We start from the raw sequence: 13,979 nt of genomic DNA, 5'->3' as shown, positions 1-13,979 counted from the left end.
GGAGCCGGCGGAAGCGCCCGCCGCTCTCCGGTGCTCCCTCCCGAAGCGTCGCAGCCCGCGTCGACCGCAGATGTCGCGCCTAGAGAGCGGACAGGAGGTCCTTCGTCGGCCAGCCGTCGGCCGGCAGGCCGAGCCGCTTCTGCTCGTCGCGCACCGCGTCCCTTGTGTTCTCGCCGACGATCCCGTCCACCGCTCCGACGTCGTGGCCGAGGTCCGTCAGGCGTTGCTGCAGGCGCTTGGTCTCCTCGACGGAGAGGCCGGGGGCGGGATTGCCCATGTCGACCGGCGGGGCGCCGGCGAGGCGCGTGGCGAAATAGGCCGCGGTGAGGGAATAGACCAGCGACTTGTTCCAGGCGAGGTAGATGTCGAAGTTCGGATAGGCGAGGAAGGCCGGCCCGTCGCGTCCCATCGGCAGGAGCAGGGCGGCGGGAAGCTTGTCGTCGTCCAGCGGCGAGCCGTCCGCCTTGGTGACGCCCAGCGCGGCGAAATTCGCCGCCGGCTCCTTGTGGACCAGCGCGGCGCGCTCCCAGGGGAAGTTCGCGGGCACCTTCACCGCCTGCAGCCATGGCTCGCCGCGACGCCAGCCGAGCGACTGGATGTACTTGCCGGTGGTGAAGAGGACGTCCGGCGTGTCCTTGCGCAGGTCGATCGTGCCGTTGCCGTCGCCGTCGGTGCCGAACTTGATGTACTCCTCCGGCAGAAGCTGCGTCTGGCCGATCTCGCCAGCCCAGGCGCCCTTCATCTCGTCCGGCTTGAGATAGCCGCGGTCGACGATCTCGATCGCCGCGAGGAGGTGCGGGCGGAAAAGCTCCGGCCGGCGGCAGTCATGCGCGAGGGTCGCGAGCGCCGACAGCGTGTCGAAATCGCCGAGCACCGCGCCGTAGTCGGTCTCCAGGCCCCAGAAGCTGGTGATGACGGGTGCGGGAACGCCGGTCTCGGCCTCCACCTTGGCGAAGACGTCGGCGTATTTCTCCAGCTTCTCCTTGCCGATCTTCAGCCGGTAGGAATTGACCATGCGCCCGGCGAACTGGCGCCAGTCCTGCGCGAAGACGCCCTGCGCCCGGTCCCGCGCCAGCGCCTTGTCGTCGAGATGCATGTCGGCGATCGCCGCGTCGACCGCCGCCTTGGACATGCCTTGCGACAGGGCTTCCTTGCGCACGCCGTCGAGGAACTGGCCGAAGTCGCCGCCGCATTGCGGCTTGGCGTCCTGTGCAAAGGTAAGGGCCGTGCCGGAAAGAAGGAGGGTGGCGGCGAGCGCCAGGCGGACGGCAGAGGGCATGGACGGCTCCGGTTTCGACGTGTCTTCTACTTCGCGTGCGCCTGGAGCGTCATGACGGGGCGACCGCGAACCTCAGGCATCTCAGACGTCGATATGCGCCCGCAGCCATTTGGTCCAGTCCGACCGGCTTCCGGCAAACGCGTTCCGGTCGACCTTCCCGGCGACGCCCGGCACGCTGCCGTCCTCGGTATACTGCCAGAAGCGGAAGCTGCGGTCCTCGTATACGTTGTCCGGGTGGTCCTTGACCGCGCGCAGCCAGAATTCGTGATGCGGAAAGGCCCCGACCAGCCGGTCCCGATGGACGTCGATCGGCACGTAGAGGATCGGCCGCTGGCCGTAATGACGCTCCAGCATGTCCGACATCTCGCCGACCTCGCGGATCAACTCGGCCCGCGGCGGCCGCCGCGTGCAGGTCGGCGAAAAGGGCGTCCATTCGATGTCGATCGCCGGCGGCAGGGAGACCGCGTCCTTCGGCACGTTCTCTATGAACCAGGCGGCCTGCTCGCGGCCGGGCCGGCAATGATACCAGAAATGGTAGGCGCCGCGCGGGACGCCGGCCGCGCCGGCGCGCTTCCAGTTGGCGTCGAAGAGGTCGTCGACGCGGTCGCCGCCTTCGGTGGACTTCAGCCAAGCGAAGGCGACGCCCCCCTGGCGGGCTGCGGACCAGTCGACGTCGCCCTGATATTTCGACACGTCGACGCCGTGGATCGGGTAGCCGTTGGCGCTCTCGGCGCTTATGCCGGAGAGGCCGAGATCGGCGAGGCTCGTCGGCGTGGAACGGCAGCCGGACAAAACGGCTGCGGCGGCGAGCCCGCCGAGAAAGGCGCGGCGGGAGGATCGCCGGCCGCTCGCGCGCTCAGCTTCCCCCGAGCGCGATGTCGTGGTGACGGACGAGAATGGCGTGGGATCGGGACGATTCATGGCAGTCGAGACAGGTTCGATCTGGCGTTTCAGTCACAACCACGGGGACCGGGCAGTGTGGAGTCGGCCGGCGAAAGCCGGCTGAAACATGGCCTTCGATCGTCCCGCGGATTGGTTAATTTTTGGTGTTGCGCGGCGGCAACGTTGCGAAACGCAGTTTAGCCGGCTATGCGGGCGCCGCCGATGTGATCGGCCTACGTGCCGGCTTGCGACCGGCTGAGGTGAACGGGCGGTCATTTGCCTTGCAGTGCGGCATGACCGATACTTCCATGCTGAAAATCGTCACCAGGACTCGAGAGATGCGGATCCTCTCCAGCCTCAACACGCTCTTGCAAGGCGTCCCGGCCAGCGGCCGGGCGACGCTCGACGCGGTGCTCGAAGGAATCCGGGCGCTGTTCTCGGGCGATCGCGAGACCCGGCGGCGCGTCGCCTTCTCGGTGGCGGTGATCGCGCTGTCCGCCAAGATGGCCAAGGCCGACGGGATCGTGACGGTCGAGGAGGTGGCGGCGTTCCAGCAGATCCTGGAGATTCCGCCGGAGGAGATGCGCAACGTCTTCCGGCTCTACGACCTCGCCAAGCAGGACATCGCCGGTTTCGAGGCCTACGCGGCGCGCCTGCGGGGCCTGTGCCGCGACGAGGACGGCGACTGCGCGCTGCTCGGCGACGTGCTCGACGGGCTCTTCCACATCGCCAAGGCCGACGGCCTGGTGCACGAGCGCGAACTCGCCTTCCTGTCGGAGGTCGGGCGCATCTTCGGCCTCACCGACGCGGAGTTCGCGCGCATCCGCGATCGCCACATCCGCGGGCCGGACGACCCGTATGCCGTGCTCGGCCTTGAGCCGGACACCGCGCCGGAGGAGGCGCGTGCGCGCTATCTGACGCTGGTGAAGGAGAACCACCCCGACCGTCTCGCCTCGCGCGGCGTGCCGGACGAGTTCATGTTCATCGCCAACGAGCGCATGAAGGCGATCAACGCCGCCTATGGACAGATTGCCGGAAAGACCGCCGCTTGACGCCTGACAGTTCCCTGGTCCGCGAGGTCCGGCCGTCGCCGAACCACAACGAGCGCCGCGTTTCCGGCGCGCCGGACATCCTGCTCCTGCACTACACCGGAATGGGCACGGGCGAGGGCGCGGCACGCTGGCTCTGCGACCCCGAGAGCGAGGTCTCGTGCCACTACCTCGTCCATGAGGACGGGCGGGTGGTGCAGATGGTGCCGGAGGCGCGGCGCGCGTGGCATGCTGGGCAGGGCAGCTGGCGGGGCCGGAGCGACGTCAACTCGCGCTCCGTCGGGATCGAGATCGTCAATCCCGGCCACGGCAACGGCTATCCGGATTTTCCCGAAGAACAGGTCGAGGCGGTGATCGCGCTCTGTGCCGACATCGTCGCGCGTAACCGAATTCCGGCGGAATTCGTGCTCGCCCACTCCGACATCGCGCCGGCGCGCAAGATCGATCCGGGCGAGAAATTCCCCTGGGGTCGGCTCGCTGCAGCGGGCATCGGCCATTACGTCGAGCCGTCGCCGAGACGGGGCGGGCGGTTCTTCGGACCCGGCGACCGCGGCGAGCCGGTCGCGGCCTGGCAGGGGCTGCTGGCGGCCTATGGCTACGACGTCGCGCAGGAGGGTGTGTTCGACGAGCCGACGCGGCTCGCCACCATCGCCTTCCAGCGGCATTTCCGGCCGGACTGCGTCGACGGGATCGCCGACGTGTCGACGATCGAGACGCTGCACCTGCTCCTCAAGGCCCTGCCGCGCTCGCCTTTCGCGGGAAGCTGACGCGGCTGCCGGCGCTCGGGTCGCCGCTTCGAAGCGACGAGTGTGGAAGGGGGCAGCGAAGCCTTCGTCACATCCTGTCGGTCATCGCGCCACGGGGCGGGCCGCCGGCCTCGACGCGAAAAGCGGCGGGATCAAAGGCCATCATCCCCGCCAGCGCCCGGAGCGGCTCGGTCGGATTGTCGTAGCTCCAGACCGCGTCCTGCGCGCCGCGGTTCATCGCCGAAACCGACCACAGCCTGGCTTCGCCCTTGTCGGGGCTCGATGCGCGACCCTCGCTCTCGACGAGGAACGCCATCTCCACCCGATCGCGCGGGAGATAGTAGATCGGCTCCGATCCCTCTTCGTGCACCAGCAGCGCGCGATCGCTCGTCGCGATGATGTCGTCGTGGAAGTAGACCGTCACCGGCTCCTGCACGGTCTCGATCGCGTAGCGGCCGGAGCCGCGTCCTGTCGTCGTGTCCATACGATATTCCTTGAAACGGCCTCCGGCGGGCTCGTCGCCCGCCGGAGGTGAAGTGCGTTCATCGAAGGTAACGCTTCGGAAGCCGCGCAGTTGCCTCAGGCCGCAGGTTCGAGCTCGACCTTGATCCAGCCCTTCTCCTGGCTGTCGAAGGTCTCGTAGGCGGAGATGACGTCGGTCATCGGCTCGTCCTCGGTGAGGATGTGCTCGGGCTTCAGCCCGCCGCGGCGCACCAGTTCGACGAGTTCCTGCACGTATTTCTTGTGGTTGGCGTTGCCCATGCGCATCGAGATGTTCTTGTTCATCGCCGCGCCGATCGGGAAGAACTCGTGCGTCTGCGGATAGACGCCGATGATCGACAGCGTGCCGGCCTTGGCCAGCATTTCGACCGACCATTCGAGCGACAGCGAGGGTGCGTCGCCCGCAGCGTAATGCTTGGCCTCGGTCGACGCGGAGCTTTCCGCGAGCCGCTTGACCTGCTGCGCATAGATCTCCGCGCGCTTCTCGACCGTCTCGAGCATCGGCCCCTTGGTCGGCTTGAACGCATCGACGCCGACGACGTCGATGACGCGGTCAGGCCCGATGCCGCCGGTCAGCTCCTTGACCACTTCGAGCGGGTTCTCCTCCTCGAAGTTGACGACTTCGGCGCCGAGCTCGCGTGCCTTGGCCAGGCGATCGGGCCTGCGGTCGACGGCGATCACGCGCTGCGCGCCCTTGTGCCAGGCGGCGAGGATCGTCGACAGGCCGACGGGACCGCAGCCCATGACGAGGACGGTCTTGCCGCGGCCGGGTTCGATGTCGGCGATGTCGGCGCCGAACCAGCCGGTCGGCACGATGTCGGACAGGCAGATCGCTTGGTGGTCGGTGATCTCGGGATGCAGCGGCACGAGATTGGTGTTGGCGAAGGGCACGCGCGCATACTGGGCCTGCAGCCCGTTGAACGGACCGGTCTGGGCCGGGCCGCCGAAGAAGGACGTGCCCGCCGAAGGACCGTTCGGGTTGGCCTCGTCGCACTGCGCGGTATAGCCGGAGCGGCAGTAGGAGCAGTGGCCGCAGGCGATGGTGGAGGGGATCACGACGCAATCGCCGGCCGAAAGGTTGCGCACGCCCTTGCCGACCTCCTCGACGATGCCGATGCCTTCGTGGCCCATGATCGTGCCCTCCTTCATGCCCGGCATGGTGCCGCGGATCATGTGGAGGTCTGTGCCGCAGATGGCGCTGGAGGTCATGCGGACGATCGCGTCCGTCGGCTCCTCGATCTTCGGGTCGGGAACGGTTTCGAGGCGGATGTCACGGACGCCGTGGAAGACGACTGCCTTCATGGGGATGCTCCTTCGTGGATGCTCGCGTGGGACGGGGCCGAGGGGGCGGCGAACGGGCTGCAGAGCCGCGCCGCCCGAATGAGGCCGATACTCCCGCGGCTAACTCCCCAATGGACGATCGGGTCCCGGCAATTCCGTTTGACGGCTGCGGATGTCGAGCAGGGGCGACACACGAAGGGGCGGGGACCGCCGGTGTGCCCGCAGCCGAATTCGCCGCGGCATCTTGAAGAACGGCGTTCCGGTTCGCAGTTTTGCGGGGACAGGTGGAATGTCGCGGCCCGGCTCCGGAACCGGCCTTGCGAGCGTGGCGAAAGGCCGGAACGATCATCGAGGATTTGAGCATTGCGGCAGCCAGCGCCGAGGCGCAGCAGGTCGAGGGCGAGCCGACCTGGCGCATGTACCACGCCAACGAGACGATCTGGCCGGCGGTCCTGGATCTGTGCGCCTCGGCACGTGAGACCCTCGACATCGAGCAGTATATCTTCTCGCATGAGGGGATCGGCCGCGATCTGCTGGCGATCCTGACGGAGCGGGCGCGGGCCGGAGTGCGGGTCCGTCTCCTGGCCGATGGCTATGGCAGCTTCGGCCTTCCCGTCAGCGCATCCGGCAAGGCGCTTCTGGACGCCGGCGGCACGATCGTCATCTACAACCGCGCCCGCCGGCTTCTGCACAACCCGATCGCGGGATTCCATCGGCTGCATCGCAAGTCGGTGCTGTGCGACAGCCGCCGGATGATGGTCGGCGGCTCCTGCTATGCCGATCGCATGGCGGACTGGCGGGACACGATGGTGCTGATCGAGGGCACCATCACCAACGCGGCGGAACGCGCCTTCGAGACGGCCTGGCGCTACGCGCTCGGCAAGCAGGAGCCGCGCGACCTGCCGCGGGCGAATGTCGACCGCATCGAGGCCGAGCACTGGTCCTATCTCACCAGCGAGCCGCAGCGTCCGACCAAGCAGGAGATCTACCAGTCGCTCCTGAAGAAGCTCGCCGCCGCGCACGAGACGATCGACCTGACGTCTCCCTATCTCGCGCCCGATCGCAAGATCTGGCACGCGCTGACGCGGGCGGTGCAGCGCGGCGTCCGAGTTCGGCTGATCATTCCTTCGACCAGCGACCACCCCGTGGTCGACATCGTCTCGCAGCACTTCGCCCGCCGTCTCGCCAAGCGCGGCATCGAGGTCTATGGCTACGATCCCGCGATGATCCACGCCAAGATCGCCATTATCGATCAATGGGCGATGGTCTCGAGCTTCAATCTCGACATGCTGAGCATCGGTCTCAACGTCGAGAACGGTCTCGGCAGCCGCTCACCCGCCTTCCGCGAAGAGCTCGCCGCTCAGTACGAGTGCGACGTCGCCACCTCGACCCGCTTCTGAGCGATCGGACCGCCATGCAGCGACAGCTGCGCCCAGATCGGCAGATGGTCGGAGGCGATGCGGGCCGTGGGCGAGGAATGAACGCCCGCGTGGACGAGGGCGATGTCCAGGCTGGTGATGATCCGGTCGAAGGAGACGAAGGGCATCTGCGAGTGAAAGCTGCGGCCGGGGGTGATGACGTGATGGTCCTCGGCGAAATGGGCGAGGCATCCGCTGTCGGTGTTCCAGGTGTTGAGATCGCCCATCATGACGGTCGGCAGGGCTTCCTCGAGATCCGCCAGCTGGTCGAGCACGGCGCGCGCCTGGCGCTTGCGCCACAGGCTGACGAGGCCGAGATGCATGCCGACGACGCGCAGCCGCCGCTCGCCGAGCTGAAGATCCGCCAGCACGGCGCCGCGCGGCTCCAGCGCCGGTAGGATCAGGCGCTTCTTGCGGAGGACTTCGATCCCTTCGCGCACCAGGATCGTGTTGCCGTGCCAGCCGAGGCTGTGCGACTTCACGCCGAAATGGATCGGCCGATAAGGGGTGATGTCGCGGATCGCTGCCGGCGACAGCGAGGAGATCCTCGCGCCGAAGCGCCGGTCCACTTCCTGCAGGGCGACGATGTCCGCGCTCAGCTCGTTCAGCACGTCCAGGATCTGCATCGGTCGGCGGCGCCAGTCCGTGCCGACGCTCTTGCGGATATTATAGGACGCGACGGAGATCATGGAGAGCGAGCCTTCCTTGCCGATGGGATGGTGTAGCTCCGGCCGGCCGCCCGGCCAACCGTCCTACACGGCATGAAGACAGGATAAGCCGGAGGGACCGATTGGTTCCCCGCGGGGCGCGCCCGCGGTCATCCGACAGGAGGCGCCCAAGCGCCTTTTCCGGCGATTGGATGATTCCAGATCATCAGGCTCTAAAAGATTCTGTGATTTGCAAGATGCAGCCAGGATGAAAGGATGGTTACCCACTGTTTTCGGACTCGACTCCCGCATGTCACGTCGGCAGCTTGCATCACCGATGCGGCAGCTCATGTTGTGTAGAGGGGGTTGTCATGGATCTACAGGATCTCGCTGAGGCGATTTCGTCGGCGCAGGCGGAAACTTCGATCTGGTTCGAAGGTCGGCGCGCCTTCCGCAAGCGCGGAGCGCAGGCGATCAATCCATACCGGCTTCAGTCGGAAGAATACTCGCTTTGGGAAATCGGCTACGGCTATGAGCAGAAGCGAATTGCCGACCTCAGTCCTCTGAACTGAACGCGGATCGCCGGGCTCATCTCCCGGCGGAAAGGTCGATCTGGTCCGCAGCGAACGGCGGCGCCGGGCCGAACCGCCCGGCCGACGGTCACTCGCCGCCGCTGCCGAGTTCCGACCCGGGAAGCGCCGCCCGCGCTGCGGTCTGCCCGGGCGCTGGCGGCTCGAAGCTCGAACAGGCGCAGCCGCCGAGGATGGTGCGGATCATCGAGCGGCCGGTGTCTTCGAGATCGAAGGCGCCGGGCGTTCGCAGCCACTCCGAGATGATGCCTGCGACGGCGCAGAAATAGATGTTGGCGGCGATGGCCGAGCACCAGCCGGCTTTCAGCTTGCCTTCCCGGCACGCCTTTTCGAAGATCCCCGCCACCGCACGGCGCATCGCCTCGTCCGCCTCGTTGCGGCGCGTCAACGCCTCTTCCATCTCGCCGACATACTCGCAGCGGAACAGGAAGATCGTCAGCACCTTGCGCATGCGCTCGTCGGTCTGGAGCCGGTGGAGCGCCGCCATGGTGTGCTCGAAGAGATCTTCGAGCGAGGGCCGTTCCTCCAGCGGCCGCTCCCGGAAGAATTCCTCCTGCGGCAGCTTCGCGCGCTCGTGCATGGCGCGGAAGAGTTCGAGCTTGTTGGGGAAATGCCAGTAGATCGCGCCGCGGGTCAGCCCGGCCGCATTCGCGATATGCGTCAGCGTGGTCGACGCAACGCCCTGTTCGTAAAACAGCGTCTCCGCCGCATCGAGGATCATCTCGCGCGTGCGGAGCGCATCCTGCTTGGTTCGCCGCAACGTTCGGTTCCCTTGCCCCGATACATTTATGCATGTATGTTTGCTGCAATGCAATAGCGGACGGCGGGCCGCTGGCGGGGAAAGTCGTTATAATGCCTTGCTTTAGTGTGTTTAGGCCTGCCGGTTTGGCGGCCCTGATGGTTCTCGTCTCCTTGGCCCGGCCTGCCGCCGCGCAGGCGCCCGGCAAGGCGCCGCCGCCGCCCGCCGTGACGGTCGAGACCGTGAAGGCCCATACGGTGCCGGTCACCTACGACTATGCGGGGCGCGTCGCGGCATCGCGGGAGGTCGAGGTCCGCGCGCGCGTCGGCGGCATCCTGCTGAAGCGCGAGTTCGACGAGGGCGCGCGGGTCAAGCCCGGCGAGCTGTTGTTCAGGATCGACCCGGCGACCTATCAGGCGCAGGTCGCACTGGCGCAGGCCCAGCTGGGCCAGGCCCAGGCGCAGCTCTCGCAGGCGCAGCGGGCGGAAGCCCGCGCGCGGACCCTCGCCAAGAGCGGCGCTTCCAGCCAGTCGACACTCGACGATGCGGTCTCGGCGCGCGAGCTCGCCCAGGCGCAGGTCGCGGCGGCGCAGGCGCAGCTGCGAACCGCCAATCTCTCGCTCAACTACGCCACCGTCGAAGCGCCTGTCGCCGGCATCACCAGCCTGGAGCAGGTGCCGGAGGGGAGCCTTCTCAGCACCGGCGATCTCCTGACCAAGATCAATCAGCTCGACCCGATCTATGTGAACTTCTCCGCTGCCGACACCGAGGCGGCGGCAATCCGCGAGATGCTGCAGCAGGGCAAGCTGTCCGGCGCCAAGGACATGGCCGGCCTGTCGGTGACGCTGATGTTCGGTGACGGCAAGACCTATGCCGAGACCGGCCGCATCGACTTCACCTCGACCACGATCGACACCAATACCGGGACGATCCTGTCGCGGGCGGTGTTTCCGAACCCGAAGAACCAGCTGCTTCCCGGCCAGTTCGTCCGGGTCGAGGTCAAGGGCCTGTCGATCAAGGACGCGATCACGATCCCGACCGCGGCGCTGATGCAGGGGCCGCAGGGCACCTTCGTCTACACGCTCGACGCCAAGAACGTCGCGGCGGTGCGGCCGGTCACCGTCAGCCGGACGCTGAACGACGAGATCGTGGTGTCCTCGGGCCTCTCCGACGGCGATCGCGTCGTCACCGAGGGCGTGGTGAAGGTGCGGCCGGGCGCGCCGGTCTCGCCGCAGCCCGCGGCCGCCAAGCCGGGTGTCGCGACCGCTGCGCCCGCTGCCGCGAAAGGGGCCGCGGCCTCGGCCGCCGAGGAGAAGGCTGCGCCGGACAAGGCGGGCAAGGACCGCAAGACGGAGGCGGGCGCCGGAACGGCTTCGCGCCGCTCGGCCGAGGCGGACACCCTTCAGGCTGCCGCGACGCAGGTCGTCGCCGACGCCGGAACCCCGGCCGATACGCTCGGGCCGCAGCCGCCGGTGCCGCATGCGGCGCTGCCGGACGGAGCCGATGCCCGACGCGCGACGCGCGGCGAGAGCCAGCGGGCGGACGCTTCGCGATGAACGCCCGCTTCTTCGTCGACCGGCCGATCTTCGCGGCCGTCATCTCGATTCTGATCGTCCTCGGCGGCCTGTTGTCGCTGTCCTCGCTGCCGATCGAGCAGTATCCGCAGCTCGTCCCGCCGCAGGTGCAGATTCGCGCGACCTATCCCGGCGCCAGCGCCGAGACGATCGCGCAGACGGTCTCGGCGCCGATCGAGCAGCAGATCAATGGCGTCGAGGACATGCTCTACATGCAGTCCGCGAACTCCTCCTCGGGCACGGCGAACATCACCGTCACCTTCGCCAGCGGGACCGATCCGGACCAGGCGACGATCAACGTCAACAACCGTGTCCAGCAGGCGCTGGCGTCCCTGCCGCAGGAGGTGCAGCGTCTCGGCGTGACGGTGACGAAGCAGAACTCGTCGATCCTCGCCGTCGCGACCATGACCTCGGCCGATCCGCGCTATGACGCGACCTATGTCTCGAACTATGCGCTGCTCTACGTCCTCGACGAGTTGAAGCGGGTGCCGGGCGTCGGCCAGGCCCAGCTCTTCGGCGCCCGGGACTATTCGATGCGCATCTGGCTGCGGCCGGACCGGCTGGCGCAATACGGCCTGACGCCCTCCGACGTCGCCTCTGCCATCCAGGACCAGAACTCGCAGTTCGCCGCCGGCCAGTTCGGTGCGCCGCCGAGCAATTCCGACCTCGCCTTCACCTATTCGGTGACGACGGAGGGCCGGCTTCCCGACGCGCAGGCCTTCGAGAACATCATCCTGCGCTCCAATGCCGACGGCTCCTCGCTGCTCCTGAAGGACGTCGCGCGGGTCGAGCTCGGCGCGCAGGACTACGCCTTCAACGCCACCTATGACGGCCATCCGACCGTGCCGATCGGCCTCTACCTCCAGCCGGGCGCCAACGCGCTCGACACGCTGGCGGCGGTGCGCACGCGCATGGACGAACTGTCGAAGTCGTTCCCGCAGGGCATCAGCTACGCCATCCCCTTCGACACGACGAAGTTCATCCAGGCCTCGATCACCGAGGTGATCCACACCTTCATCGAGGCGATGATCCTGGTCTTCATCGTCGTCTTCGTCTTCCTGCAGAGCTTCCGGGCGACGCTGATCCCGATGATCGCGGTGCCGGTGTCGATCATCGGCACGTTCGGCGTGCTCCTGGCGCTCGGCTTCTCGATCAACCTCCTGACGCTGTTCGGCCTCGTGCTGGCGATCGGCATCGTCGTCGACGACGCGATCGTGGTGCTGGAAAACGTCGAGCGCATCATGTCGAGCGAGAGGCTGTCGCCGAAGGAGGCGACGGCCAAGGCGATGACCGAGGTCGCCGGGCCGGTGATCGCGATCGTGCTGGTGCTGTGCGCCGTGTTCGTGCCCGTCGCCTTCCTCGGCGGCCTCGCCGGCACGATGTACCGGCAGTTCGCCGTGACGATCGCCGTCTCGGTAACGATCTCTGGTCTCGTCGCGCTGACGCTCACGCCGGCGCTGTGCGGCGTCATCCTGAAGCAGTCCCACAGCCGACCGATCGCGCCGTTCCGCTGGTTCAACGCCGGCTTCGCGAAGCTGACCAACGGCTACGGCCGGGGCGTCTCCTTCGTCATGCGGCGCGCCTTCCTCGCGCTGGTGCTCTTTGCCGGCCTCATCGGCGGCATCGTCTATCTCTTCCACACCCTGCCGGGCTCGCTGGTTCCGGACGAGGACCAGGGCGTCAACTTCGCCGTCGCCATCCTGCCGCCCGCCGCCTCCCTGTCGCGCACCACGGCGGTGATGAAGCAGGTCTCCGACAACCTCCTGAAGCATCCGGCGGTGAAGGACGTCGTGACCTTCGCCGGCTTCGACCTTCTCTCCGGTTCGCAGAAGTCGAGCGCGGGTGTCGCCTTCATCACCCTCAAGGACTGGTCGAAGCGCACCGATCCGTCGCTCGACGCGCGCAACCTGACCGGCACCTTCATGGGCATGAACGCCGGCATCCAGGACGGCATGGTGCTCGCCTTCAACCCGCCGCCGATCCAGGGTCTCTCGACCACCGGCGGCTTCGACCTCTATGTCCAGGACAAGCGCGGCAACGGCTCGCAGAAGCTGATCGCGGCGACGCAGAAGCTCGTCGAGGCGGCATTGAAGCGCCCGGAACTCGCCGGCGTGCGCACGACCTTCGTGGCCAACGTCCCGCAGTACAAGATCGACGTCGACCGGGTGAAGGCCAAGGCGATGAACGTCCCGATCTCGTCGATCTTCTCGACCATGCAGTCGACCTTCGGCTCGCTCTACGTCAACGACTTCACCCTGCTCGGGCGCAATTACCGCGTCACGCTGCAGTCGGAGGCGAACTTCCGCGAGCGGCCGGAGGATCTGCGCTTCGTCTACGTCAAGGCCTCGAACGGGTCGATGATCCCGCTCGACACCCTGCTCAAGGTGAAACGCGTCATCGGGCCGGACCTCATCGAGCGCTTCAACGGCTTCCAGTCCGCCAAGGTCTCGGGCGGCCCGGCGCCGGGCTACTCCTCGGGGCAGGCGCTGGCGGCGATCCAGGCGGTGGCGGCAAAGACGCTGCCGGAGGGCTACGACATCGCCTGGACGGGCTCGGCCTATCAGGAGATCGCCTCCGGCGGCACCGGCGCGATCGCCATCGGCTTCGGCATTTTGATGGTCTTCCTGATCCTCGCGGCGCTCTACGAGCGCTGGACGCTGCCGGTCGCGGTTCTGCTGGCCGTGCCCTTCGCGGTCGGCGGCGCGCTGCTCGCGATCTTCCTGCGCGGGCTCGACAACGACGTCTACTTCCAGATCGGGCTCGTCACGCTGGTCGGCCTCGCGGCGAAGAACGCCATCCTGATCGTCGAGTTCGCGGTCCTGCAGCGGGAGAAGGGCATGTCCGCCTACGACGCGGCGCTGGCCGGCGCGAAGCTGCGCTTCCGGCCGATCGTGATGACCTCGCTCGCCTTCATCCTCGGCGTGGTGCCTCTGGCCATTTCGACCGGTGCCGGCTCGGCGTCGCGGCACTCGATCGGCACGGGCGTGGTCGGCGGCATGCTGGCGGCGACCTTCGTCGCGATCTTCTTCGTACCGCTGTTCTACCGGCTGGTCGCCGGGCGCGACCGGCCGAAGGCGGAGCCGCAGCGCTCGGCTGCCGAGGCGGTTCCGGCGGAGTAACGCGTACCGGGCCGACACCGCAGCGAGGAGAGGGGCCGGAGCGTCGCAGATGCGCCGCTCCGGCCCCTCTGGCATCCTGCGCATGCCCCTGATGCGGACGAGGATGCAAAACCGCCGTCACGCGCCGACATCTCGCAGGTGCAGAAGGCAGCAC

General features: G+C 67.6%; 12 protein-coding genes. 6 read left to right on the top strand and 6 right to left on the bottom strand.

The genetic code is table 11. The features are described from left to right. Positions 1 to 79 precede the first annotated feature (79 nt). Together AB5S17_RS05525 and AB5S17_RS05520 are read right to left on the bottom strand one after the other, a co-directional pair. The gene (locus tag AB5S17_RS05525; protein ID WP_369236978.1) at positions 80 to 1,279 is read right to left on the bottom strand and encodes a lytic murein transglycosylase; all 1,200 of its coding nucleotides are present in this window, start codon (positions 1,277 to 1,279) and stop codon (positions 80 to 82) included. A gap of 81 nt (positions 1,280 to 1,360) precedes the next feature. Next, entirely contained in the window at positions 1,361 to 2,200 is an 840-nt protein-coding gene (locus AB5S17_RS05520) for a GH25 family lysozyme (RefSeq protein WP_369236976.1), read from the bottom strand. A 254-nt stretch (positions 2,201 to 2,454) separates the two neighbouring features. Between AB5S17_RS05520 and AB5S17_RS05515 the strand changes: the two genes are divergently transcribed. Then, complete coding sequence (locus AB5S17_RS05515; protein ID WP_369236974.1) at positions 2,455 to 3,213, top strand: TerB family tellurite resistance protein; 759 nt, start codon at positions 2,455 to 2,457, stop codon at positions 3,211 to 3,213. Next, on the top strand, positions 3,210 to 3,977 hold the full coding sequence (locus AB5S17_RS05510) for an N-acetylmuramoyl-L-alanine amidase (RefSeq protein ID WP_369236972.1): 768 nt from the start codon (positions 3,210 to 3,212) through the stop codon (positions 3,975 to 3,977). The genes AB5S17_RS05515 and AB5S17_RS05510 overlap by 4 nt, the downstream gene beginning before the upstream one ends. Before the next feature lie 67 nt (positions 3,978 to 4,044). Here AB5S17_RS05510 and AB5S17_RS05505 read toward each other — a convergent pair whose 3' ends face one another. Together AB5S17_RS05505 and AB5S17_RS05500 are read right to left on the bottom strand one after the other, a co-directional pair. Then, entirely contained in the window at positions 4,045 to 4,440 is a 396-nt protein-coding gene (locus AB5S17_RS05505) for a DUF427 domain-containing protein (RefSeq protein WP_369236970.1), read from the bottom strand. A gap of 95 nt (positions 4,441 to 4,535) precedes the next feature. After that, positions 4,536 to 5,759, bottom strand: coding sequence for a zinc-dependent alcohol dehydrogenase (locus AB5S17_RS05500; protein ID WP_369236968.1), 1,224 nt, complete (start codon positions 5,757 to 5,759; stop codon positions 4,536 to 4,538). Between the two features lie 296 nt (positions 5,760 to 6,055). Here AB5S17_RS05500 and AB5S17_RS05495 point away from each other — a divergent pair, with 296 nt between their 5' ends. After that, positions 6,056 to 7,138 (top strand): phosphatidylserine/phosphatidylglycerophosphate/cardiolipin synthase family protein, encoded by a 1,083-nt coding sequence (locus AB5S17_RS05495; RefSeq protein ID WP_369236966.1) that lies wholly within the window; start codon positions 6,056 to 6,058, stop codon positions 7,136 to 7,138. Here AB5S17_RS05495 and AB5S17_RS05490 read toward each other — a convergent pair. Then, positions 7,099 to 7,845 carry an endonuclease/exonuclease/phosphatase family protein gene (locus AB5S17_RS05490; RefSeq protein ID WP_369236964.1) on the bottom strand — a complete coding sequence of 249 codons (747 nt, stop codon included), beginning with the start codon at positions 7,843 to 7,845 and terminating at the stop codon, positions 7,099 to 7,101. The two genes, AB5S17_RS05495 and AB5S17_RS05490, sit on opposite strands and share 40 nt — an antisense overlap. A gap of 329 nt (positions 7,846 to 8,174) precedes the next feature. On the opposite strand from AB5S17_RS05490, the gene AB5S17_RS05485 reads away from it, so the two are divergent. Next, entirely contained in the window at positions 8,175 to 8,375 is a 201-nt protein-coding gene (locus AB5S17_RS05485) for a hypothetical protein (RefSeq protein WP_369236962.1), read from the top strand. A gap of 88 nt (positions 8,376 to 8,463) precedes the next feature. Here the strand turns inward: AB5S17_RS05485 and AB5S17_RS05480 are convergent, their stop codons facing one another. Beyond that, positions 8,464 to 9,153 (bottom strand): TetR family transcriptional regulator, encoded by a 690-nt coding sequence (locus tag AB5S17_RS05480; protein WP_369236960.1) that lies wholly within the window; start codon positions 9,151 to 9,153, stop codon positions 8,464 to 8,466. Positions 9,154 to 9,290: 137 nt separating this feature from the next. Here AB5S17_RS05480 and AB5S17_RS05475 point away from each other — a divergent pair, with 137 nt between their 5' ends. Both AB5S17_RS05475 and AB5S17_RS05470 read left to right on the top strand, forming a co-directional pair. After that, on the top strand, positions 9,291 to 10,688 hold the full coding sequence (locus AB5S17_RS05475; RefSeq protein ID WP_369236958.1) for an efflux RND transporter periplasmic adaptor subunit: 1,398 nt from the start codon (positions 9,291 to 9,293) through the stop codon (positions 10,686 to 10,688). Further along, positions 10,685 to 13,825 (top strand): efflux RND transporter permease subunit, encoded by a 3,141-nt coding sequence (locus AB5S17_RS05470; protein WP_369236956.1) that lies wholly within the window; start codon positions 10,685 to 10,687, stop codon positions 13,823 to 13,825. Before AB5S17_RS05475 ends, AB5S17_RS05470 begins: the two co-directional genes overlap by 4 nt. Positions 13,826 to 13,979: the final 154 nt, after the last annotated feature.

The organism is Jiella sp. M17.18, assembly GCF_041027365.1.
In the GTDB taxonomy this organism is placed as follows: Bacteria; Pseudomonadota; Alphaproteobacteria; order Rhizobiales; family Rhizobiaceae; genus VKMB-3413.
Note: the sequence above shows the minus strand (reverse complement) of the source record. Positions and strands in the feature narration are given on the sequence as shown.

Bases quoted from the DNA above. Each gene is read 5' to 3' on its own strand.
- AB5S17_RS05525 (WP_369236978.1), bottom strand. From the start codon at position 1,279: ATGCCCTCTGCCGTCCGCCTGGCGCTCGCCGCCACCCTCCTTCTTTCC.
- AB5S17_RS05520 (WP_369236976.1), bottom strand. From the start codon at position 2,200: ATGAATCGTCCCGATCCCACGCCATTCTCGTCCGTCACCACGACATCG.
- AB5S17_RS05515 (WP_369236974.1), top strand. From the start codon at position 2,455: ATGACCGATACTTCCATGCTGAAAATCGTCACCAGGACTCGAGAGATG.
- AB5S17_RS05505 (WP_369236970.1), bottom strand. From the start codon at position 4,440: ATGGACACGACGACAGGACGCGGCTCCGGCCGCTACGCGATCGAGACC.
- AB5S17_RS05500 (WP_369236968.1), bottom strand. From the start codon at position 5,759: ATGAAGGCAGTCGTCTTCCACGGCGTCCGTGACATCCGCCTCGAAACC.
- AB5S17_RS05490 (WP_369236964.1), bottom strand. From the start codon at position 7,845: ATGATCTCCGTCGCGTCCTATAATATCCGCAAGAGCGTCGGCACGGAC.
- AB5S17_RS05485 (WP_369236962.1), top strand. From the start codon at position 8,175: ATGGATCTACAGGATCTCGCTGAGGCGATTTCGTCGGCGCAGGCGGAA.
- AB5S17_RS05475 (WP_369236958.1), top strand. From the start codon at position 9,291: ATGGTTCTCGTCTCCTTGGCCCGGCCTGCCGCCGCGCAGGCGCCCGGC.
- AB5S17_RS05470 (WP_369236956.1), top strand. From the start codon at position 10,685: ATGAACGCCCGCTTCTTCGTCGACCGGCCGATCTTCGCGGCCGTCATC.